This window comes from Caloranaerobacter sp. TR13, assembly GCF_001316435.1.
In the GTDB taxonomy this organism is placed as follows: domain Bacteria; phylum Bacillota; class Clostridia; order Tissierellales; family Thermohalobacteraceae; genus Caloranaerobacter.
This window is the reverse complement of record NZ_JXLL01000006.1, coordinates 1-23,760: the sequence shown is the minus strand read 5'-3', so window position 1 is coordinate 23,760 and position 23,760 is coordinate 1. Positions and strand designations below refer to the sequence as shown.

The 23,760-nt window shown below is 29.4% G+C and carries 23 protein-coding genes; 21 read left to right on the top strand and 2 right to left on the bottom strand.

Annotated features, from left to right (window positions below; translation table 11 throughout):
• The first annotated feature begins 18 nt into the window (after window positions 1-18).
• From TR13x_RS06210 to TR13x_RS06200, 3 genes are all read left to right on the top strand, one after another.
• A complete protein-coding gene (locus tag TR13x_RS06210; protein WP_054871046.1) occupies window positions 19-969 on the top strand; it encodes a metal ABC transporter substrate-binding protein in 951 nt (316 codons plus the stop codon).
• Window position 970: 1 nt separating this feature from the next.
• Window positions 971-1,657, top strand: coding sequence for a metal ABC transporter ATP-binding protein (locus TR13x_RS06205; RefSeq protein WP_054871045.1), 687 nt, complete (start codon window positions 971-973; stop codon window positions 1,655-1,657).
• Between the two features lie 63 nt (window positions 1,658-1,720).
• On the top strand, window positions 1,721-2,557 hold the full coding sequence (locus TR13x_RS06200; RefSeq protein WP_054871044.1) for a metal ABC transporter permease: 837 nt from the start codon (window positions 1,721-1,723) through the stop codon (window positions 2,555-2,557).
• Window positions 2,558-2,559: 2 nt separating this feature from the next.
• Here the strand turns inward: TR13x_RS06200 and TR13x_RS06195 are convergent, their stop codons facing one another.
• Window positions 2,560-3,009, bottom strand: coding sequence for a Fur family transcriptional regulator (locus TR13x_RS06195; RefSeq protein ID WP_054871043.1), 450 nt, complete (start codon window positions 3,007-3,009; stop codon window positions 2,560-2,562).
• Window positions 3,010-3,175: 166 nt separating this feature from the next.
• Here TR13x_RS06195 and TR13x_RS06190 point away from each other — a divergent pair, with 166 nt between their 5' ends.
• The 8 genes from TR13x_RS06190 (at window position 3,176) to TR13x_RS06155 (ending at window position 11,873) form a co-directional block, all read left to right on the top strand.
• Window positions 3,176-4,294 (top strand): SpoIIE family protein phosphatase, encoded by a 1,119-nt coding sequence (locus tag TR13x_RS06190; protein ID WP_054871042.1) that lies wholly within the window; start codon window positions 3,176-3,178, stop codon window positions 4,292-4,294.
• Window positions 4,295-4,407: 113 nt separating this feature from the next.
• Entirely contained in the window at window positions 4,408-4,953 is a 546-nt protein-coding gene (locus TR13x_RS06185; RefSeq protein ID WP_054871041.1) for a hypothetical protein, read from the top strand.
• A gap of 60 nt (window positions 4,954-5,013) precedes the next feature.
• A complete protein-coding gene (locus TR13x_RS06180; protein WP_054871040.1) occupies window positions 5,014-5,691 on the top strand; it encodes a response regulator transcription factor in 678 nt (225 codons plus the stop codon).
• Window positions 5,669-7,048: a cell wall metabolism sensor histidine kinase WalK gene (locus TR13x_RS06175; protein WP_054871039.1), complete on the top strand. Its 1,380-nt coding sequence runs from the start codon at window positions 5,669-5,671 to the stop codon at window positions 7,046-7,048. Before TR13x_RS06180 ends, TR13x_RS06175 begins: the two co-directional genes overlap by 23 nt.
• Before the next feature lie 59 nt (window positions 7,049-7,107).
• A complete protein-coding gene (gene nadA, locus TR13x_RS06170) occupies window positions 7,108-8,019 on the top strand; it encodes a quinolinate synthase NadA (RefSeq protein ID WP_054871038.1) in 912 nt (303 codons plus the stop codon).
• Window positions 8,020-8,035: 16 nt separating this feature from the next.
• A complete protein-coding gene (nadB, locus tag TR13x_RS06165) occupies window positions 8,036-9,538 on the top strand; it encodes an L-aspartate oxidase (RefSeq protein ID WP_054871037.1) in 1,503 nt (500 codons plus the stop codon).
• An 18-nt stretch (window positions 9,539-9,556) separates the two neighbouring features.
• Window positions 9,557-10,387, top strand: a complete 831-nt coding sequence (nadC, locus tag TR13x_RS06160; protein WP_054871036.1) for a carboxylating nicotinate-nucleotide diphosphorylase — start codon at window positions 9,557-9,559, stop codon at window positions 10,385-10,387.
• A 139-nt stretch (window positions 10,388-10,526) separates the two neighbouring features.
• Window positions 10,527-11,873, top strand: coding sequence for a glucose-6-phosphate isomerase (locus tag TR13x_RS06155; RefSeq protein ID WP_054871035.1), 1,347 nt, complete (start codon window positions 10,527-10,529; stop codon window positions 11,871-11,873).
• A gap of 34 nt (window positions 11,874-11,907) precedes the next feature.
• On the opposite strand, the gene TR13x_RS06150 is transcribed toward TR13x_RS06155, so the two are convergent.
• Window positions 11,908-12,546 (bottom strand): nitroreductase family protein, encoded by a 639-nt coding sequence (locus TR13x_RS06150; RefSeq protein ID WP_054871034.1) that lies wholly within the window; start codon window positions 12,544-12,546, stop codon window positions 11,908-11,910.
• A 328-nt stretch (window positions 12,547-12,874) separates the two neighbouring features.
• On the opposite strand from TR13x_RS06150, the gene TR13x_RS06145 reads away from it, so the two are divergent.
• The 10 genes from TR13x_RS06145 to TR13x_RS06110 all read left to right on the top strand — a co-directional run bounded on the left by TR13x_RS06145 (window position 12,875) and on the right by TR13x_RS06110 (window position 23,479).
• Window positions 12,875-14,389: a sodium-dependent transporter gene (locus TR13x_RS06145; RefSeq protein WP_054871033.1), complete on the top strand. Its 1,515-nt coding sequence runs from the start codon at window positions 12,875-12,877 to the stop codon at window positions 14,387-14,389.
• Between the two features lie 42 nt (window positions 14,390-14,431).
• Entirely contained in the window at window positions 14,432-14,530 is a 99-nt protein-coding gene (locus tag TR13x_RS11055) for a MetS family NSS transporter small subunit (RefSeq protein WP_152912125.1), read from the top strand.
• 203 nt (window positions 14,531-14,733) lie between these two features.
• The gene (locus TR13x_RS11240; protein WP_200905831.1) at window positions 14,734-14,880 is read left to right on the top strand and encodes a hypothetical protein; all 147 of its coding nucleotides are present in this window, start codon (window positions 14,734-14,736) and stop codon (window positions 14,878-14,880) included.
• Between the two features lie 415 nt (window positions 14,881-15,295).
• A complete protein-coding gene (gene abc-f / locus TR13x_RS06140; RefSeq protein WP_054871032.1) occupies window positions 15,296-17,191 on the top strand; it encodes a ribosomal protection-like ABC-F family protein in 1,896 nt (631 codons plus the stop codon).
• A 242-nt stretch (window positions 17,192-17,433) separates the two neighbouring features.
• Window positions 17,434-18,537, top strand: coding sequence for an aminopeptidase (locus TR13x_RS06135; RefSeq protein WP_054871031.1), 1,104 nt, complete (start codon window positions 17,434-17,436; stop codon window positions 18,535-18,537).
• A 180-nt stretch (window positions 18,538-18,717) separates the two neighbouring features.
• Window positions 18,718-19,713: a zinc dependent phospholipase C family protein gene (locus TR13x_RS06130; RefSeq protein WP_054871030.1), complete on the top strand. Its 996-nt coding sequence runs from the start codon at window positions 18,718-18,720 to the stop codon at window positions 19,711-19,713.
• A gap of 99 nt (window positions 19,714-19,812) precedes the next feature.
• On the top strand, window positions 19,813-20,256 hold the full coding sequence (gene accB / locus TR13x_RS06125) for an acetyl-CoA carboxylase biotin carboxyl carrier protein (RefSeq protein ID WP_054871029.1): 444 nt from the start codon (window positions 19,813-19,815) through the stop codon (window positions 20,254-20,256).
• Between the two features lie 4 nt (window positions 20,257-20,260).
• Window positions 20,261-21,619: an acetyl-CoA carboxylase biotin carboxylase subunit gene (locus tag TR13x_RS06120; RefSeq protein ID WP_054871028.1), complete on the top strand. Its 1,359-nt coding sequence runs from the start codon at window positions 20,261-20,263 to the stop codon at window positions 21,617-21,619.
• 5 nt (window positions 21,620-21,624) lie between these two features.
• The gene (accD, locus tag TR13x_RS06115) at window positions 21,625-22,536 is read left to right on the top strand and encodes an acetyl-CoA carboxylase, carboxyltransferase subunit beta (protein ID WP_054871027.1); all 912 of its coding nucleotides are present in this window, start codon (window positions 21,625-21,627) and stop codon (window positions 22,534-22,536) included.
• Window positions 22,529-23,479 (top strand): acetyl-CoA carboxylase carboxyltransferase subunit alpha, encoded by a 951-nt coding sequence (locus TR13x_RS06110; RefSeq protein WP_054871026.1) that lies wholly within the window; start codon window positions 22,529-22,531, stop codon window positions 23,477-23,479. Before accD ends, TR13x_RS06110 begins: the two co-directional genes overlap by 8 nt.
• The last annotated feature ends 281 nt before the right edge of the window (window positions 23,480-23,760 follow it).

Below are 23,760 nucleotides of genomic sequence, written 5' to 3'. Positions count from 1 at the left end.
TTAATAGGAGGGGTCATTTTGGCTAAGAGAATTATAAGTTTAATACTAATATCTATGCTTATTTTTGCTGTTGGTTGCATAAGTGAAGATATAAAAACAGAAGGACAGAATACAGAAGACAAACTAAAAGTATATGCAAGTATTTATCCTATGTATGATTTTGCGAACAATATAGGAAAAGATAAGATAGAATTACATTTGATGATTCCTCCAGGGGCTCAGCCACATGATTGGGAGCCAACTGCAAAGCTTATGACTAAATTGGAAAATGCAGATGTATTTATATACAATGGAGTTATGCTGGAGCCATGGGCTGAGAAACTTTTAAATACTATAGATAATAAAAATCTTATTGTTGTAAAAGCTTCTGAAAATGTAGAACTTATAAATGTTCAAGATCATTATATTCATGAACATGAAGAAGAAAAAAAACATCATCATGGAGAATATGATCCGCATGTATGGTTAGATCCTATTAGAGCTATGAAGCAGGCAGAAAATATAAAGAATGCATTTATAAAAGCAGATTATAAAAATAAAGATTTCTATGAAAAGAATTTTAAAGAGTTTGCTGAAAAGTTAAGAGCATTAGATGAAAAATATAAAATAGAATTAAGCAAAGTTAAAAACAGAGAAATTGTAGTATCACATGCAGCATTTGGATATATGGCAAATAGATATGGACTAATACAAATTGCAATCAGAGGACTTAATCCAGAGGAAGAACCTAGTGCTGCTAAACTATCAGAGATTGCTGATATTATGAAAGATAAAAAAATAAAATATATATATTTTGAAACATTAACAAGTCCTAGATTAGCAGAAGTTTTAGCTCGAGAAGTTGGTGCAAAAACTGCTGTGTTAAATCCAATTGGGGGGTTAACGAAAGAAGAAATGGATTTAGGCAAGGATTATTTGAAAACAATGGAAGAAAATCTTGAAACACTAATAAGAACTTTGGGTGAATAATATGAAGGCTATAGTAAGTATTAAAAGTTTATTTTTTGGTTATAGAGAAAAAATGATATTAGAGGATATAAATTTAGATATTTATGAAGGAGATTATATAGGTATAGTAGGACCAAATGGTTCTGGTAAAAGTACGTTAATAAAACTTATGCTAAATATTTTAAAGCCTGTAAAAGGTGAAATTAAATTATTTGATCAGGATATAAAAAAGTTCCACGATTGGGATAAGGTTGGTTATGTTGCTCAGAAATCAAATTCGTTTAATAAGAAGTTTCCTGCCACTGTAGAGGAAGTTGTTGCATCGAATCTATACCCTAAAATTGGGCTTTTTAAGTCAATTAAACGAAATCATTTAGAATTAGTTCATAACACTCTTAAAATTGTTAATATGGAAAAGTATAAAAGTAAATTAATTGGAGATTTATCGGGTGGTCAGCAGCAAAGAGTTTTTATAGCTAGAGCTTTAGTTAATTCTCCGAAAGTAATTTTCTTAGATGAGCCTACTGTAGGCATAGATATAAAATCACAGGAAGAATTCTATAAACTGCTGGACAAATTAAATAGCGAGATGAAAATTACAATAGTTATGGTTACTCATGATGTTGGTGTTATTAGTGATAGAGTAAAAAAAGTTGCATGCATAGGAAATAGAAAATTAATAATACATGATAAAAGTTCTAAAACTTAATTTCATGAATTAGGAAACTATAGCAAGTATTAGAGTCAGAAAATTAGAGAAGGAGTATAAGCTATGATAGATTTGCTTAGGTATAGTTTCATGCAAAGAGCTTTAGCTGCAGGGATGATAATAGGTATAATATGTCCTCTTATTGGAATTTTTGTTGTCTTAAGAAGAATGTCTTTAATTGGAGATAGCTTGTCTCATGTAGCTCTATCAGGAGTGGCAGCAGGATTATTAGTAGGATTTTACCCTTTAGGTACAGCTTTATTGTTTTCTGCATCGGCAGCTTTGGCTATAGAAAAATTAAGAAAAAGCTATGAAGATTTTGCCGAATTAGCGATAGCGATTATATTGTCTTTAGGGATAAGTGTTGCAGTTGTATTAATTAGTTTTGCAAAGTCGCTTAATGTAGATTTGATGAGTTATTTATTCGGTAGTATTATAACTGTTAGTAAAACAGATGTACATATGATAATGGGATTAGGATTAATTATAGTGGTTTTTGTAAAACTATTTTATAAAGAGCTTTTCTTTATAACTTTTGATGAAGAAGCAGCAAAAATTGCTGGTGTTCCAGTAGGAATAGTTAATTTACTTTTTATTGTTTTAGTTGCGATGACAATAACAGTTTCAATGAGAATAGTTGGAATATTGTTAGTATCTTCGATGATGGTTATGCCAGTAGCAACTAGCCTTCAAATAGCTAGAAGTTTTAAACAAGCTACTTTTTTTTCTATAATATTTGCAGAAATATCAGTTGTATTTGGGATTTTTATTTCATATTATCTTGAAATAGCTTCAGGTGGAACTATTGTGTTGTTTTCTGTATTAATGCTAATTTTAACTATCATGTTAAAAAATCTAATTCTCAAAATAAAACTAAAAAAAGCTTTAAGTAATAGTTAAAACTAGGGTAGTTTATTAGCTACCTTTATTTTTTTACATTTATCACAGTATCCGTACAGTTCGAATTTATGATCCGTTAGTATAAAATTTTTCTTATTTACTTCCGATAGAATTTTATCTAACGGGCAAAAATTTATAAATTCTGTTTTACCACATTTTTTACAAATGATGTGGTGATGGTGCGAATCATTTTGTATTAGCTCGAATATAGATGTATTATTTTTTATATTAGTTCTATGGATTATATTGAGCTTAATAAGGATTTCTAAGTTGCGATAAATTGTAGAAAAATTGGTTTGAGGACATTTTTCCTTAGATTTTAGGAAAATCTCTTCTGCTGTTAAAAAATTGTCTTTATTTTCGAATAGAACTTCTATAATTGCTCTTCTCTGATTAGTTAACTTTAAGCCTTTTTCCTTTAATCTTTTTTCTATCGATTCTATCGTAATCATATAATTCAACTCCTGTAGATTGTCGTATTAAAAATATTTTATAATAATTTATGCTAAATTTTAACCCTAAGATATAGAAACTTATGTTCTTATGGTATAATGGAATAAATGTAGTACTTTTTTTAGTAAGTAAAGAGGTAAAATTATTACATAAGGGGTGGGGCTTATGTTGAAAGAAGGTTTGAAGCAAGGTGAAAAGATAGAAATTCATCAAAGATTATCTTATGACATACTAGATGGCATGATTGATTGGGTTAGAGTGATTGATAGAGATGGAACAATAATATACGCTAATAAAACTATGAAAGAAGAATTAGGAGAAGATATAGTAGGTAGCAAGTGTTATGCTGCATTAAAAAAACCTTGTCACTGTAGGACATGTATTACTGAAACTACAATAGATACTGGGGAAATATTAGAGAAAGAAGAAATCATAAACGACAGAATTTTTGCTGTGAAAAGCTCTCCTGTTCGAGATAATCAAGGTAATATTTATGCGGCAGTTGAAGTTTTTAGAGATGTTACGAAAGAAAGGAAGCTTGAATTTGAGCTCATTGAAAAAAACCAAAAAATGCGCAGCGAATTGGCATTTGCACGTAAATTACAAGAAAGGATATTGCCTAAAAAGGGAATATATGGAAATTTACTCATAGACTACATATACAATCCTTCAGAAATGTTAAGTGGTGATATGTTTGATATATTTAACATTGATGATGAGAATGTAGGTGTATATATAAGCGATGTTGTGGGACATGGGGTATCTGCTTCTATGATAACTATGTTTGTAAAGCAAAGTATGAGAGATATAAAAGACTATAAGCTAAGCCCAAGAGAAGCTTTAATAAAGCTTCATAAGGGTTTTGTTGAACTTGGATTAGATGATGATAAATACTTTACTATATTTTATGGGATTATAAATATAAAAGAAAATATCTTTACTTTCGTAAATGGTGGTCATAACTGTAGTCCTATTTTAATAAGAGACAATAAAGTTAAGTTATTAGAGGCAAAAGGATATCCTATAACATATCTTTTTGATAAAGTAGATTATGATGAACACAAAATAGAACTTAATAAAGGTGATAGATTAATATTTTATACAGATGGAATTGTTGAAGCTATAAATGAAAAAGGTGAACAATTTGGAATAGATAGGCTATTAAATATGATGAAGTATGAAGGCGACCAGTTTATGGGATATATAGAAGATGAGATAGATGATTTTAGGCAAAGTGCTAATCAAGATGATTTTGCTGTTTTAACAATGAAGGTTTTAGAATAATACGAATAAAAATTTACACACTTTTTCCACAATTATAATATTTTTATTCCAAAGTCTCCTCTTATAATAAAAGTGTAAAGAGAAAAAATAAAATTAAGAGAGGAGAGATGAACATGAAAAAACTTTTAACATTCTTATTAGTAGGTGTGATGCTTCTTACAATTGCAGGAGGTGCTTTTGCAGAAGGGCCAAATAATTTTGCGAGAGATTTTTCAGAAAAACCATTTAAATTGAGTGAAAAGCCATTTGAGATTAGAGCGAGAGAAAATCTAAGATTTGAAGCAATGAAAGAATTCAAGGATGAATTACACAAGATAAATCAACTTAGAATAGAAAGACTTAGTTTAAGAATGCAAATAATAGAAAAACATGATACTTTATTAGATTTGTATATTGAAGCTAGAGAAAATGGAAATGTTGAAGCTTTGAAAGAGGCTAGAGAAGTAAGAAAACAGGTTAGAGAAATAAACAGAGAAATCAAAGATTTATTTAAACAAATAAGAAGTGAAAGAAAAGCGTTTAGAGAAGATGTAAAAAATAACGACTTCGATTCAGCAAGAGAGCATATTAATAAAGTTATAGAACTAAAAACACTTATAAACGAGAAGATTTCTGAGAAGATTGTATTATTAGATGAAGTAATCGATATTCTTTCATAAAGAGATAGGTTTATCCTATCTCTTTTATTGTATGTTATAATCTATTTGAGGAGGTGGATTATGAAGCATATTTTTGTTGTTGATGATGAAAGAAATATTAGAGACCTTATAAAGAAATATCTTCTGAAAGAAGAATATAGAGTTACTTTATTTGAAGAAGGTACTAATCTTTTAAGAGAGATTGATAGACTAAAACCGGATTTAATAGTACTAGATATTATGATGCCAGGTATTGATGGATTAGAATTATGTAAGGCGATTAGAAAAAATAACGATATTCCTATAATATTTGTTTCGGCCAAGGACGAAGAAGTAGATAGAATTATAGGTTTGGAACTCGGCGGAGATGATTATTTATCTAAACCATTTAGTCCTAGAGAGTTAGTTGTAAGAATTAAAAATATTCTAAGAAGAATAGAAAAAGCTACAAATATTAATGACACTATAATTGAAATCAAAGATATTAAAATACATACATCGAGAAGATTTGTAGAAGCAAATGGCAAAGAACTTAGACTTACTACAAAAGAATATGATTTATTTGAATATCTTGCAAAAAATAAAAATAGACCTTTTACTAGAGACGAACTTATTGATAAAATATGGGGGTACGATTATATAGGAGATACGAGAATGATAGACGATTTGGTTAAAAGAATTAGAAAAAAGCTTAAAGAGATAGGTTCAAAACTAGAAATAACAACCGTTTGGGGTTATGGATATAGGATGGATGATTGATATGAAAAAGATAGGAAATAAAATTATACTATCATATTTTTTAATATTACTTGTAGCTTTCTTAGTTACTAGTACAACTTTTAATTATTTATCTAAAAAATATTTAATAAGAGAAACTCGGGTACAGTTGAGAGATGAAGGACAAAAAATTGCAGAAATATTAAGAAATATAAATCTTCAAGAGGGTAATTTAAAGGATGTTATTTTAGGTAGGAAACAATTAAGACTTGCTGGTAAGTTTATAGACTCTGAAGTACTAGTACTTAATAAAGAAGGTAAAATAGTCTATAAGGATTTTAAAAACTTAAATCAAAGTATATTATATAAATTACTAAGATTTAAAAAAACTACTTTTAATGGTTATATAGTTGAGAGAGTTGCAATAAGAGGCAAAAATCAACGTGTTAATGGCTATATTTTTTTATTTACTAGAATAAAAAATATACACGCATTAAATAGATTAATGAGACAAACACAAAGTTTAAGTTTTATTATAGCTTCGATAATAGCATTGTTTGTTGGTATGATTTTTCAAAAAAATATTTCAAAACCTATTAAAATGCTAAAGGATAAAATGACGAATTTTTCAATTGATAATTTTCATGAATACCCAGATATTAACACAGGGGATGAAATAGAAGAGTTAGATAAAAGTTTTAAAGAAATGGCAGAAAGAATAAAAAAATATAGTAGGCAACAGAAAAGATTTTTACAAAATACTTCACATGAACTTAAAACTCCGTTGATGTCTATTCAAGGATATGCAGAGGCTATAAAAGATGGAGTTGTAGAAGGTAAAGAATTAGAAGAAAGTCTTGATATAATTATAGAAGAAAGTCAGAGATTGAAAAAAACAGTTGATGAAATAATATATTTAGCTAAGATTGAAAATGTAGAAGAAAACTTTGACTTTGAAGAAGTTAATTTATCAGAAGTTATATTTAAATCAATAAAAACTATTAAATCTTTGTCAAATGAGAAAAATATAAATATAGATGTGCAAATAGAAAAAGATTGTATTGTTAAAATAGATTCAGAAAAAATACTAAGGGCATTAGTTAATATTTTAGGAAATTGTATAAGATATGCTGAAAGTAAAATAAGTATTAATGCAAGTTGTACGGATGAAAAAATAGAAATAATTATTAAGGATGATGGAGAAGGGTTTAAAGATGGAGAGGAGAATAGAATATTCGAAAGATTCTATAAAGGGAAAAAAGGAAGTACGGGTATTGGATTAGCTATTACGAAAGCAATAATAGAAGGACATAATGGAAGTATTTATGCATATAATGGTATGCCCAAGGGAGCTGTTTTTAGGATAGAACTACCTAAAGTTGATTGTAGTAAATATTAGTGCTATACTTTTGGTATAGTGTAAAGATAGATGTAAATACGATAGAAGGGGTAATATATATGGATAAACAAAGGATTATTGATGAGATAATAAAACTAAAAAAAGAAAAGGATGCTATTATATTAGCTCACAATTATCAAATACCAGAAATACAGGAAATTGCAGATGTCGTTGGAGATTCTTTAGCTTTGAGCAAAGCTGCAAGTAATGTCGATAATAAAATAATCGTTTTCTGTGGAGTACACTTTATGGCTGAAAGTGCAAAAATACTTTCTCCAAACAAAAAGGTATTATTACCAGCGAAAGATGCTGGATGTCCTATGGCAGATATGGTAACAGCAGAAAAGCTAAGAGAATATAAAGAAAAGAATCCAGATACTTATGTTGTTTGCTATGTAAATTCTTCTGCAGCTGTCAAAGCCGAAAGTGACATATGTTGTACCTCATCAAATGCTGTAAAAATTGTTAATAGCATCGATACAGAAAAAATATTGTTTGTACCTGATAAAAATTTAGGTAATTATATAAAGAGTAAAGTTAAGAACAAACAAATTGATTTATGGCCTGGATTTTGTATAACTCATCATAGAGTTAAAGAAAATGAAGTAATAAAAGTTAAAGATATGCATCCAGATGCTTTAGTTTTAGTTCATCCAGAATGTAATGAAGGTGTTGTTAAAATGGCAGACTTTGTTGGAAGTACTTCACAGATCATTGATTTTGCTACAAAGTCTAGTAACAAGAAATTTATTATAGGAACAGAAATGGGAGTTCTGCACAAACTTAGAAAGAATAATCCAGATAAGAAATTTTATCTTCTATCACCTGGACTTATATGTAATAATATGAAAAAAACGAGTCTAGAGGATGTATTAAATGCACTTAAATATGAAGAATTTGAAATTACTGTACCTGAAGATATAAGAGTAAAGGCATTGAAATCATTACAAAGGATGATGGAGATAAAATAGATAGAGGTGAAATTTTGTGGGGTCAAAAAATACTACTGATGTTATTATAATAGGCTCAGGCTTAGCTGGGGTTTATACGGCTCTCAATTTAGATAGTAGATTGAAAGTTAAGATATTGTCAAAAGGAGAGATATTTGATAATAGTTCTTCACTTGCTCAGGGAGGTATTGCAGCAAGTTTAGAAATAGATGATTTAGATGCACACATTGAGGATACTTTAAATGCAGGTTCAGGTGTAAATAATATAGATAATTTAAAGATATTAGTGTATGAAGCTAAAGAAAATGTAGATAAACTTTTAGAATTTGGAGTTCCTTTTGACAGAGATAGTTACGGAAGATTAAGAACTACATTAGAAGGTGGACATAGTAGAGCCAGAATACTTCATGCTGGTGGAGATGCAACAGGGAAAGAAATAATGAAAACTTTATATAAAGAAGCAGTTAATAGAGACAATATTGAGATTTTAGACGATACAATGGCTGTTGAGCTAATCAAAAAAGATAATAAGTGTATAGGTGTCAAGATCATTAAAGATAATAAATTAATCAGTATTTTTTCTAAGGCTGTAGTTATAGCAACAGGAGGAATAGGAGCTTTATACAAAAATAGCACTAATTCTCCTTTAGCTACTGGTGATGGAATAGCAATGGCATATAGAGCAGGTTGTGTACTTGATAATATGGAATTTATCCAGTTCCATCCTACAGCACTTTATTCGGAAGGTGAAGGTAAGAAATTTTTGATATCAGAGGCTGTAAGAGGTGAAGGAGCTTATTTAAAAAATAAGTTTGGAGAAAGATTTATGCTTAAGATCCATCCTAGGGGAGAATTAGCTCCTAGAGATATTGTTGCACAGAGTATATATAATGAACTAATTAAAACTAATAGTGAATTTGTATATTTAGACATAACACATAAAGATAGAGATTTTCTTATTAAAAGGTTTCCTACAATCTTCAATAAATGTTTAGAGTATGGCTTAGATATGTCGAAGGATTTAATACCTGTTGCACCTGTAGAGCATTATTTTATTGGAGGTATAAAAGTTAATGATGATGGAATGACTAATTTAGAGAATTTGTATGCTTGTGGAGAATGTACTAACACAGGCGTACATGGAGCAAACAGATTAGCTAGTAATTCTTTATTAGAATGTATTGTATTTGGTAGACGAATAGCTAACTCTATTAATAATACTGTAGAGAACATTCCATTAAATATTTTAGATAGCGACTATGAAACTGAAATAAAAACTGAAGTGGATGAATACTTATTTAAAACTATCAAGGACAGAATAAAGCATACTATGGACAAATATGTAGGGATAGTACGTACAACAACAGGGTTATTAAAAGCTAGAGAAATAATAGATGATATATATGAAATGCTGAAAAATAAATATAGATATAATAAAGAATATATTGAAGTCTTAAATATGTCTATTGTATCAAAAAGTATTATAGAAAGTTGTATTAAAAGAGAAAATAGTTTAGGATGTCATTATAGAATAAATTAATAATGATGAGGTGTTAAGATGCTAGTGCTTCAAATAGAAGATATAATTAAAAATGCTTTAATAGAAGATATGAATAATGGCGATATTACAACTGATAATTTAATAGGACAAGATGATATTTCTGAAGCTGAAATTATTGCTAAAGAAGATGGGATATTAGCTGGAGTAGAAATAGCTGAAATTACTTTTAAACTGCTAGACAAAAATATACAATTTCATAGATTAAAAGAAGATGGCCAGCTTTTAAGAAAAGGTGATGTTATAGCTAAGATAAAAGGCAAAACTAGAGCTATTTTGTCTGGTGAAAGAACAGCTTTGAATTTTCTTCAGAGATTATCGGGAATTGCAACTAAGACCAGAAAGTTTGTAGATAAGGTAGAAAATTATAAAGTTAGGGTAGCTGATACAAGAAAAACTACGCCTGGTATTAGAGTTTTAGAAAAATATGCTGTAAAATTAGGTGGAGGTTCAAACCATAGATATAATTTATCCGATGCTGTTATGATAAAAGATAATCATATAAGAGCTGTTGGAAATATAGAAAAAGCGATTAAACTAATGAGAGAAAAGGTTTCACATACTGTTAAAATAGAAGTAGAAGTTGAAACTATTGAAGAATTTAAACAAGCTCTAAGTGCAGGAGCTGATATTATAATGCTTGATAATATGAGTATTGAGGACATGAAAGAAGCTGTGATTATAAATGATAAAAAAGCTATATTAGAAGCGTCTGGTAACGTTAATATAGATAATATTGAGGAAGTTGCTAAAACTGGAGTAGATGTAATTTCTGTTGGAGCTTTAACTCATTCAGTTAAAGCGTTAGATATTAGTCTAAATATTAAATAATTAAATTGAATCGAGGGATTTTGGTTCCCTCGTTTTTTGTAGAATAAATTAAACTTAAATTTATAAATATATTTGATTTGGATACTATATAATAGTAAAATGTAACTATTGGATATAAAATTACTAGGGAGGGAAATAAATGCATACTATTACATTAGACTACTCTAATGCTCTTATAAAAAAACATGAATTAGAATATATGAAAGATCAAATTTCTTTTGCTCATAAGATGCTTCATGAGAAAAAAGGACCAGGTAACGATTTTTTAGGTTGGGTAGATTATCCTATTAATTATGATAAAGACGAATTTGAAAGAATAAAATTAGCTGCTGAAAGAATAAAAGAAACTTCAGATGTTTTTATCGTAGTAGGCATTGGTGGTTCTTATTTGGGAGCAAGAGCTGCAATAGAAGCTTTGAGTCATTCTTTTTATAATATACTTCCTAAAAACAAAAGAAAAACTCCTGAAATTTATTTCGTAGGAAACAATATCAGTGGTACATATTTAAGACATTTATTAGATATTATAGAAGGAAAGGATATAAGTATAAATGTAATATCAAAATCTGGTACTACAACAGAGCCAGCTATAGCATTTAGAATATTAAAGGAATATATGGAGAAAAAATATGGCAGGGAAGAAGCAAGAAAGAGAATATATGCTACAACAGATAAAGTTAAGGGAGCATTAAGGAAATTAGCTGAAGAAGAAGGTTATGAAACTTTTGTGATACCTGATGATGTTGGAGGAAGATTTTCAATATTTACACCAGTTGGATTGTTGCCAATAGCTGTTGCTGGTATAGACATAGATAAAATTATGGAAGGTGCTAAAGCAGGTAGAGAAGAGTATATGGTAGAAGATTTGGGAAAAAATCCTTGTTATCAATATGCTGCTTTAAGAAATATACTTTATAGAAAAGGTAAAGATATAGAAATATTAGTTAATTATGAACCTGCTCTTCACTATTTAGCAGAGTGGTGGAAACAATTATATGGAGAAAGTGAAGGTAAAGATGGTAAGGGAATATTCCCAGCTTCAGTTGAATTCTCAACAGACTTACATTCTTTAGGGCAATATATACAAGATGGTAAAAGAAATTTATTTGAAACAGTTATAAACATAGTAAATCCTAAAGAAGATATAGAGATTCCAGAAAATGAGAAAAATTTAGATGGACTTAATTATCTTAAAGGTAAGACTATGGATTTTGTAAACAAAAGAGCTTTTGAAGGTACATTACTTGCACATACTGATGGAAGTGTGCCTAATATTGTAATAAATGTGCCTGAAATGAACGAATATTATTTTGGAAAGTTTATTTATTTCTTTGAAAAAGCTTGTGGGATAAGCGGATATATATTAGGTGTTAATCCTTTTGACCAACCAGGGGTAGAAGCATATAAGAAAAATATGTTTGCATTGTTAGGAAAACCTGGATTTGAAGATTTAAGAGAAGAATTAAATGAAAGAATGAAAAAATAAGCATGCTTTTAGGCATGCTTATTTTTTTGAAAAATTATTCAATGATTGTCATAACTTCTTCTAAAGGCTTTCTTGGGGGGCTTTTTAGTTCAGATTCTTCTGGTACTCCAAGTGGAGTCATTGCAGCAAGAAAATATCCTTCCTTTTTAAAACCTATATAGTCAGCTATTTCTTTACTTGCATAGTTAGGTCCTGTCATCCAGCAAGTACCATATCCCATGTTAGATGCAGCTAAAAGAATGTTTTCCATGGCAGCTGCGATATTTTGTATTCCTGGATTTGGTAATAAAACAGCATCTAGCTCTTCTTTAGACGCCCCTTTTTCTTTAAGCAGTTCAAGACCAGTTGAAGGATATGGACCAGCATACACTAATATTACTACTGGTGCATTTCTAAAAACTGTATGATATTTTACATATTTAGTAAAAGATTTCTTGGTATTTTCATCTTTTGCATAGTTTGCAAGTTCTGCATTTTTTCTCTCGACGATTCTAGCCATCTCTTCTATTTTTTCTTTATTCTTTACAATGACAAAATGCCAGTTTTGCAGATTCTTACCTGATGGAGCATATGTACCGGCTTTTATTATTTCTTTTATATCTTCTATAGGTACGTCTATGTCTTTAAATTTTCTAACACTATGTCTTTTGTAGATAAAATCTAAATTTTTCATTTATTATCCTCCTTTCGTTATTCGCTGTTCGTCATTTGAAAAGCGATAAGCGAAAAACGAATGACGAACAACGTCCTCTATTCTCTGTCAACTAAAGATAACAAAGTTTCTTTATTTATATTACACAAAAAAAGATAATAGTTCAATAAATTAGCAAAAAGAATGTATAAAACAACTTTTTGATTAAAAAACAAATTTTAAAAATATTTTTAATATTTAGATAATATATATTTTATATATAAATTTATTTTAACAAATATGTAAACAAGGGGGTGATTTTTGAATTTAAGCTTTTAATTTATTTAAAAAAGTATAAGGAGGGAGTATTATGCATAACAGAGAAAGATGGAGTACAAGGACTGCCTTTGTTTTTGCAGCTATAGGTTCAGCTGCAGGATTAGGTAATGCATGGCGTTTCCCTTATATGGCAGCTCAAAATGGAGGAGGAGCTTTCTTAATACCTTACTTTATTGCTTTAATAACAGCAGGAATTCCTCTACTAATAGCAGAATTTGCTATAGGCCATAAGTTCCAAGCTGGTGCACCTACTGCCTTTAGTAAGATAAAAAAAGGTTGGGAAAGTTTAGGCTGGTGGGCTATTGCAGCTAGTTTTGTAATTATTACTTATTATAGTGTAATTATGGCTTGGGTAATTGATTATTTATGTTATTCTTTAACAACAGCATGGGGTAGTGCGCCAAAAGAATTCTTCTTAAATAAAGTTCTTCAAATTTCTAGTGGTCCTGGTGAATTAGGTGGGTTTAGTATACCAGTAATAATAGGATTGGTATTAGCTTGGGGAGCAATTTATTGGTGTATTAGAAATGGTGTACATTCAGTAGGTAAGGTTGTTAAATGGACTGTACCATTACCTGTTATAATGCTTGGTATATTAGTTGTTAGAGCTTTAACATTACCAGGAGCAATAGATGGTATTAATTTCTATCTAAATCCTGATTTTTCAAAATTATTAGATCCTAAGGTTTGGGCATCGGCATATGGCCAAGTTTTCTTTACATTGAGTTTAGCGTTTGGTGTAATGATTGCCTATGCAAGCTATTTGCCTAGAAAGTCAGATATTACTAACAATGCTCTTATTACTGTGTTTGCAAATTGTGGCATTAGTTTCTTAGCAGGTTTTGCAGTTTTTGGAACAATGGGTTATATGGCTTTTACTAAAGGAGCTCTAGTTAGTCAAGTTGCAGGAAATGGTGGAGTTGGATTAGCTTTTTGGACTTATCCAGAAGCGATAAGCTTATTACCATTTGGTGCAGTAATATTCTCGTTAGTATTCTTTATAATGCTATTTACTTTAGGAATAGATTCAGCATTTTCGCTTATTGAAGGTGTTGTTGCTGGTCTAGTTGATAAATGGGGATGGAATAAGAAAAAAGTTGTGCGCTTAACATGTCTTGTAGGATTTATTATAAGCTTCCTTTATGCTACAAAAGGAGGACTATATTGGCTAGATATTGTTGATAGATATATTAATAACTTTGGAATAGTAGCAGTTGGTTTATTTGAAGCAATTGCTATAGGTTGGATTTATAAAACGTCAAAATTAAGAAATTACTTTAATCCTATATCTGAGGTTAAATTAGGTAAATGGTACGATATAATGATTACTGTTATTACTCCGATAGCTCTTGGTGGAATATTGATTTGGAATATAGTACAAGAGATAATTGATGTAGTAAATGGAAAATTATATGGTGGATATCCACTTTGGTCTATTATAATAGGCGGTTGGTTAATGTTAGCAGTTGTTATTATAGTATCTATAGTATTAGGTAAAACTAAGAGTCAATATAATTCAGATGTAAAAATAATGCAAGAAGAGTAGTAGCAAAAAAATAATATTTAACCTTTGAGGAGGTCGGTAAAGATGACCGTTGGAGCATGGATTATGCTTATAATAGGAGTATTATTTTTATACGGAGGGCTTTTCTGGTCTGTATCGATTGCAAAGAAAAGTAAAAATTAAAGAGAAGGATTAGAGGTTGCAAGATGCAATCTCTAATCTTTTGTATTTTGATCTAGGGTTATTGTTAGTTTGATGAATTTGTTAATATTTAGATTTATATTAAAAAAATGTAATATATAAAGGAATGTTTTTTGCTTTAACGAATATACTATATAATATTTTAGAAAGTTCAGAAAAATATCGGAAAGGTGGAATGTATTACTATGAGGTTTGCTATATTTAATGCGAGTATTATGTTTGTTTTTTTTGGTATCTGGTTATATTGTTTTATTTTATTTATTAAACTTGCTCATAGAGGTATTAAAGCACTTGATATTTATATTAAAAAGAATGAAGATGTATATAGATAAATTAGTGGATAATATTATAATTTTCAAAGAGTATTGTGAAAGTTATATTTTATATGGTAAAATTTAATTAATAAACTAAAGGAGTGTAAGTGGTGAAAGCTCAAGTTCTAAGTAATGTTATTTTGGATAGGCTACCAGCTTCAAATTCAGCGATTACATTTATTCAGGCAATCCAAGGGGGTAGTGTGTCCAAAATTAAATATTATGTTAACTTAGAACGAGTAAATTATCTTTACCACTAATTTTTAGAAAAAAGCATTTGAATGATGTGCTGAATGTATGCCTAGGTAAAGAATTATTTACCTAGGCTTTTTGTGTTTTTACAATTTGTATTGGTGGATTGGAAGACCTAGGTGAAGATATACTCGCCTAGGTTTTTGTTTTATTAATCAGTTATAGAAATGGAGGAGTTTTAATGATTGAGCTAAGTTTAAATGATGTTGAAAAATATTATGGAGCAAATAAAATATTGAAAAAAATTTCTTTTGAGGTTAAAACTGGTGAAAGAGTAGGGGTAGTTGGATCTAACGGTGCGGGAAAAACTACAATATTTAAAATAATAGCTGGTATTGGAAACTATGAAAATGGCATTATATCTATAAGAAAAGGAGCAACGATAGGATATCTTGATCAAATACCTGTCTATCCGTGTGAATATAAGGTAATAGATGTATTAAACACTGCTTTTGAAGAGCTATTCAAAATACGAAGAGATATGAAAAAGCTAGAAGAGAAAATGAATATTATGAAAGGTGAAGAGTTAGATAAAGTTATTAAAAGGTATGGTCAATTACAGTCATTATTTGAATATAAAGGTGGTTATGATATAGAAGAAAAGTTAAACAAAATATGTACAGGTTTGAAAATTAAAGAAGATTTTAGGGAAAGGAAATTTTCTACATTGAGTGGTGGTGAGAAGACTACTGTTTTACTAGGGAAAATTTTATTACAAAATCCAGATATATTATTACTTGATGAGCCTTCAAATCATTTAGATATAGAATCTATTGAATGGCTTGAAAGTTTTCTTAATGAATATAGCGGAACAGTTTTGATAATATCACATGACAGATATTTTCTTGATAGAGTAGTTAATAAAATAATAGAAATAGAAGCAGGGGAAGCTAAAATGTTCTATGGTAATTATTCTTACTATGTTAAAGAAAAAGAAAGACAACTATTAGAGACATATCAGGCTTATAAAAATCAGCAAAAAAAAATAAAAGATATGGAAGAAGCAATAAAGAGGTTTAGAGATTGGGGATACAGAGCTGACAATGCGGATATGTTTAAAAAAGCAAAAAATATGGAAAAAAGGTTAGAGAGAATGGAGAAAATAGAAAAACCAATATTAGAAAAACAAAAAATACAATTAAATTTTTCTATTAGTAATAGATCTGGTAAGGATGTAATAATAATAAAGGAGCTAAGTAAGTCGTTTGGAAATAATATTATTTTTAAAAAACTAAATTTACATGTTAGATATGGAGAAAAATTGGGTATATTAGGTAAAAATGGAAGCGGCAAATCGACACTTATAAAAATATTGTTAAATCAGTATATTCCTGATCAAGGAGAAGTTATTATTGGTTCTGGTGTTAAAATTGGATATCTAGAGCAAGATATAATATTTGATAATGAAGATTCTACTATACTAGAAGTATTTAGAGATTACTTCCCTATGCCTGAAGATAAGGCTAGAAGAATTTTAGCTAAGTTTTTATTTTATAGTGAAGATATATTCAAAAAAGTAAAAAATCTCTCTGGAGGTGAGAAAACAAGATTAAAGTTATGTTTATTGATGCAGCAAGATATAAATACTTTAATCTTAGATGAACCGACAAATCATTTAGATATTGATTCAAGAGAAATGTTAGAAGATGCATTATCAAATTTCAGGGGGACAATTATATTTATTTCTCACGATAGATATTTTATAAATAAAATTGCCGATAGGTTAGTAGAGCTTGAAGACAAAAAATTAATAAATTACCTAGGTAACTATGATTACTATAAAAATGAAAAAGAAAAGAGAATGCTCAGTAATAATATAAATAATCAAGTGAAACAGAAAGAAATAAAGAAAGGTCATAAGGAAAGAGCAAGTAAAAGAAAAATGAATGTAGATAAGCAGATATGCGATTTAGAAAAAGAAATAGAACATTTAGAAAAACTTATTGAAGAAAAAGACAAAGCTATGGAAAAATATAAAACAGATTATATTAAATTAAATGAAATTTATAATGAAAAACAAAAACTTAAACTGAAATTTGAAGAATTAATAGATAAATGGATAGAGTTGAATGATTAATAAAACTAATATTTAGTTATGCTACAGTTCATTATATGATATAAAGCAAGAAAAAAATTACTTACATGAGAAGGGATTTTCTAAAAAAAAATAGAAATAACAAGGAAGTCAATAAATTAATTAAAATAATCAATAGTTGATAGGCAATAGGTTAATAACTATTGATTATTAACTCAATATTAATTTTTTTAATCATAAGTTTAATTTATTTTTTTAATATATTAAATAAGGGGGAATTTTAATTGGCAGATCAAAGGATTGTAAAATTAGCTAAGCTTCTAGTTAACTACTCTCTAGAAATTAAAAAAGGAGACTATTTATTGATTACAGGTTATGATATAGCACATCCATTAATAAAGGAAGTATATAGAGAAGCTATAAGAAATGGTGCTCATGTAGAGACTCATATATCACTTCCGGGCTTAAATGAAATATTTTTGAAAGAAGCTAGTGATGAACAGTTAGAGTTTGTCAGTCCGATACAGAAATTTGTATCAGAAAATTTTGATGCTATGTTATCAATTTGGGGAGGATACAACGAAAAAACTCTATCCAATATTGATGCAAAGAGAATACAAAAGAGAAGAACAGCAACTAGAGAAATTAACATTAAATTTATGAACAGAATGGGTAAAGACTTAAGGTGGTGTGGAACACAATTTCCTACTTATGCAAGCGCACAAGAAGCTAATATGAGCTTAGAGGAATATGAAGATTTTGTTTATGGAGCAGGGCTCTTAGACAAAGATGATCCTATAAAAGAATGGATACAAATTTCTAAAAAACAGGAAAGGATTTGTGAATATCTAAATTCTAAGAAGACATTACATATTGTATCAAAGGATACTGATCTTAAAATGAGTATTGAAGGTAGAAAGTGGATAAACTGCGATGGTAAAGCAAATTTTCCAGATGGAGAAGTCTTTACAACTCCAATAGAAAATACAGTTGAAGGTTATATAAGATTTAGTTATCCTGGAATTTTTATGGGTAAAGAAATTGAAGACATAAGGTTAGAGTTTAAAGAAGGGAAAGTAGTTAAGGCGACTGCAGCTAAAGGTGAAGATTTACTTCACGCTTTATTAGATACAGATGAGGGAGCGAAATATTTAGGAGAAATTGCGATAGGTACAAACTATGGAATTCGAAAATTTACAAAGAATATGCTATTTGACGAAAAAATAGGTGGAACAGTACATGCTGCAATAGGTGCAGCTCCTAAGGAAACAGGAGGCAAAAATGAATCTGGAATCCACTGGGATATGTTATGTGATATGAAAGATGGAGGTAGGATTTACGCTGATGGCGAACTATTCTATAAGGATGGAAAATTTTTAATAGATTAATACTGATTAAAGGGTCTATGCTTTATAAGTATAGACCTTTTTGCTTAATTACACTGTAGAGATATTAAGGATATTTAACATAAAATTATAATAAAATTGGTTAGAATTTAAAAATAAAATAGGGTATAAATATAAAAATAGGGAAATGTTTAATTAGATGTTTAAAAGGTGAGTGATGAAATGCCTGATGTATGGACACATTTGTTATGTGGATATGATGTTATTAATTCTTTAGAAAATCAAGAATGGAAAAGAGTATTGAATAAAAAAATTAATATATTCAAATTGGGATGTCAAGGGCCCGATGTATTTTTATACAATGATTTTTGGCCTTGGAAGAAGAAAAAAAGAGGACCTAAATTTGGTAAAATCATGCATTTAAAAAGAACTGGTGATTTTTTTATTGAAAGTTTTAAGTATCTTAAAAAAAGAGTAAATAATTATGACGACTATTTGACACTTTTTACTTACCTATCAGGCTTTATTTGTCACTTTGGTTTAGATAAAAATGCTCATCCTTTTATTCACTATCAAGCTGGAGTATATGATGAAAGTAATCTTGATACGTTTAAATATAGTATATATCATAAGAAATTAGAGCTTATTATAGATACAATTTTATTAAAAGAAAGAAAAAATTTATATACTTACAAGTATCCAGTATATAAGGAGTTTAATGTAGAGAAAATACCTAATGTATTGACAGATTTTTACATATATATTTTGAAAAAATTATATACACCTGAGATAGAAGTAGATTTTATTGAAGATTCTTTTAAGGATATGATTAAAGTTTTAAAAATAATACATGATCCTTGGGGTTATAAGAAGGTTTTTCTAAACATGATAGATATAGTTATTAAAAAACAAATTGACTATAGCAGTTTAACTTATCCAAGGCATATAGATGAAAAAAAAGATTATTTGAATAGAAAACATAATTTGTGGAATCATCCGTGCATAAAAGAAGAAATTTATTATGAAAGTTTTGATGATATATATATGAGATCCGTTTTAGAAAGCCAAGAAATGATAGAAGGGGCTATTAAATATATAAATGGAGAAGTAAGAGAACAAGAGTTAATAAGATGCTTCCCTAATATATCTTATTCTACTGGTAAACATGTTGATGAAGACTGTAAACTTATTTATTATGACCCTATCTTTGATAGATAGGGTCATAATTATTGCAAAAAAAAATAATATTATGTTATAATAATATCATATATTAGTACCAGATACTAAAATCAACCAATAAGATTGGGAGGTAATTGCATGAACATTAAGGATATAAAAGAGTTAATATTGACAATTGACAAAACTAGTATAAATAAAGTGGATATTGAAACTGGAGATATTAAAATTAGCATAAGTAAATCAAGCGATGTTGTTTTAAGTAGTGAGAATCTAGTTGAGGGAGCTAAATTAGAAGAAACTAAAAAAGAACTATTAACAAGTAAGAAAATAATTGATGATGAAAATATATTTATTGTTAAATCACCTATTGTAGGTACCTTCTATACATCTCCAAGTCCAGGAGCTGAACCTTTTGTAAAGGTAGGAGACAAAGTTACTGAAGGGCAGACTTTATGCATTATAGAAGCTATGAAAATAATGAATGAAATAACAAGTGAAGTTTCAGGTCAGATTGTTGAAGTACTAGTTGAAAATGAGGAAGTAGTTGAGTATGGTCAGCCTTTGATAAAGATTAGGAGGTAAGGTTATGTTTAAAAAAATATTGATAGCAAATAGAGGTGAAATTGCAGTTAGGATTATAAGGGCTTGTAAAGAAATGGGGATTAAGACTGTTGCGATCTATTCGGAGATGGATAAAGATTGTCTGCATGTTCATTTAGCTGATGAAGCTGTATGCATAGGTCCAGCATCACCTACAAAGAGTTATTTGAATATACAAAATATAATTAGTGCAGCCTTATCTATAGGAGCAGATGCAATCCATCCTGGATATGGCTTTTTATCTGAAAATCCTAAATTTGCTTTAGTTTGCAAAGAACATGATATAAAATTTATAGGACCTTATCCTGAGCATATAGTAAAAATGGGTGATAAGGCTGAAGCAAGAAGAACTATGATTAATGCAGGAGTACCAGTTGTTCCTGGTTCTGAAGGTTCTGTAAATGGATTGGATGAAGCTAAAGATATTGCTAAAAAAATAGGATTTCCTGTAATGATAAAAGCAGCTAGTGGCGGTGGTGGTAGAGGTATGAGGGTAGTGCGTAATGAAGAGGAATTTGAAAAAAATTTTATTATGGCACAAAGAGAAGCACTATCTGCGTTTAATGATGACTCTATGTATATAGAAAAGCTTATTGAAAATCCTAGACACATAGAATTTCAGATATTAGCAGATGAGTATGGTAATATTATTCATCTAGGAGATAGAGATTGCTCTCTGCAGCGAAGAAATCAAAAAGTGCTTGAGGAAGCTCCAAGCGCAGCAGTTGATGATGAGTTGAGAAATAAAATGGGTGAAGCTGCAATAAGGGCTGCTAAGGCTGTAGGCTATGTTAATGCTGGTACTGTAGAGTTTTTGCTAGATAAAGACAAAAATTTTTATTTTATTGAGATGAATACAAGAATACAGGTAGAGCATCCTGTTACGGAGGCAGTGACTGGCATAGATTTGATAAAAGAGCAGATTAAAATAGCATCAGGAGAAAAGTTAAGTATATTACAACAGGATGTAACAATTAAAGGACATGCGATTGAATGTAGAATAAATGCGGAAAATGTTAGAGAAAATTTTAGACCTTCACCAGGATTAATAGAAGTTTATCATACAGCTGGCGGATATGGTGTTAGAATAGATAGCCATTTATATAGTGGATATGTAATACCGCCAACATATGATTCTATGATTGGCAAACTAATTGTTTGGGGAGAGAATAGATTAGAAGCGATTAGTAGAATGAAAAGAGTTTTAGAGGAAACTGTAATTGAAGGCATTAGTACTAATATAGATTTTCATTTAGACATTTTAAGTAATGAAAGATTCATAAAGAATGAAATTGATACTTCATTTGTAAATGAAGTTATTTTAGAAAAATATGTTGAGAGGTGAAAAACATGATTAAAGACCTCTTTCGTAAAAGAAAGTATGCAACTATAACTTTATATAAAGAGGACAATGAAGATAAAAAGCTAATAGAAGAGAAACCAAAAATGATAGAACAAAAAACTGTGAAAAATGGTGATAAGCATATTACATGTAAGAAATGTGGAGAGGTATTACTTATAGATGAAGTAAAGAAAAATTTAAAGGTTTGTACTAAATGTGATTATCACTTTAGAATGGATTCAAAAGAAAGAATAAATATAATTTTGGATAATGGAAGCTTTAAGGAATATGATAAAGACTTGAAACCAGCTAATCCTCTAAATTTTCCAGAGTATGAAAAAAAGATAGAAGCTTATAAAAAGAAGACGTCACTTGATGAAGCTGTAGTGACAGGTGAAGGAAAAATTAAAGGGTATCCGTGTGTTGTGTGTATTATGGAGCCTAATTTCATGATGGGAAGTATGGGCTCTGTTGTAGGAGAAAAAATAACTAGAGCGATAGAAAGGGCGATAGAAAAGAAAATACCTTTAATTATATTTTCTGCATCTGGAGGAGCTAGGATGCAAGAAGGTATATTATCTCTTATGCAGATGGCAAAAACTTCTGCTGCATTAGGAAGGCTTTCGGAAGAAGGACTTTTATATATATCGGTTCTTACAGACCCAACTACTGGTGGAGTTACAGCAAGTTTTGCTATGTTAGGAGATATTATAATATCTGAGCCAGGAGCTCTTATTGGTTTTGCAGGTCCTAGAGTAATTGAGCAGACTATAAGACAAAAACTTCCTGAAGGCTTTCAAAGGGCTGAATTCTTAAAAGATAAAGGCTTTGTAGACAAGATAGTTCATAGAAAAAATCTAAGAGATGTATTAGCAGATATATTATATATACACTCTTTAAGAGGTGAGTTAGATGTTTAACCATTTAGGATTTGAGAAACCTATAATTGAATTAGAAAATAAGGTTAAGGAATTAGAAAAGTTTAGTGTAGAGCATAATGTAGATTTATCAAAGGAAATAGATATATTGAAAATTAAATTAAATGCAATGAAAAAACAAGTATATGGTAATTTAACACCATGGCAAAAAGTAAAGCTAGCAAGACTTCCAGAAAGACCTACATCTATTGACTATATAAAAAAGATAATACCTAATTTTATTGAGTTTCATGGGGATAGACTTTATGGAGAAGATAAAGCGATAATTGGCGGAATAGGTACAATAGAAGGTATTCCTGTAACAGTAATTGGTCATCAAAAAGGTAAAGATTTAAAGGAAAATATAGAAAGAAATTTTGGTATGCCTCATCCAGAAGGATACAGGAAAGCATTAAGACTTATGAAACAGGCCGAAAAATTCAACAGACCGATTGTAACTTTTGTTGATACACCTGGTGCTTATTGTGGTATAGCAGCAGAAGAAAGAGGGCAGGGAGAGGCTATTGCAACAAATCTTATTGAGATGAGTAAGTTAAAGGTGCCTATAATTATTATTGTAATTGGTGAAGGTGGAAGTGGTGGTGCTTTAGCTTTAGGGGTAGGTGATAGAGTTTGTATGTTAGAACACTCTGTCTATTCTGTTATATCACCAGAAGGCCTTGCGAGTATATTATGGAAGGATGCAAATTTAGCTCAAAAGGCTGCAAATATTATGAAATTAACTTCTAGAGATTTACTACAATTTGGAGTTATAGATAAGATAATTGAAGAACCTTTAGGAGGGGCTCATAAAGATATAGCTTTTGTAGCAGAAAAAATAAAGGAATATATATTGAGTGAAATTCCTAAATTAATGAAATTTGATAAAAAGGATTTACTTAATTTGAGATATGATAAAATCAGAAAAATAGGAATTTGGCAGTAAAACCATTCTGTAATCAGAATGGTTTTTTTGCTTATAATCCATAGGAAATTATAAACCTTATTAAAGTGTAGATAATTTAAATATAATTTTCGAAATGGATTTCAACAAAATCTTCCTTAATAATTTATTTAGATTGAAGATTTTGTTTTAATAGAAGTTATTAAAATTTAGTAAAAGACTTTTTAATAAAAGAGGATTATTTGAATTTTTAAAGAATTATGAAATATATATTATTTAAAGAAAGGGAATAATTTGAATAAAATCTTCGATTTAAATAGATT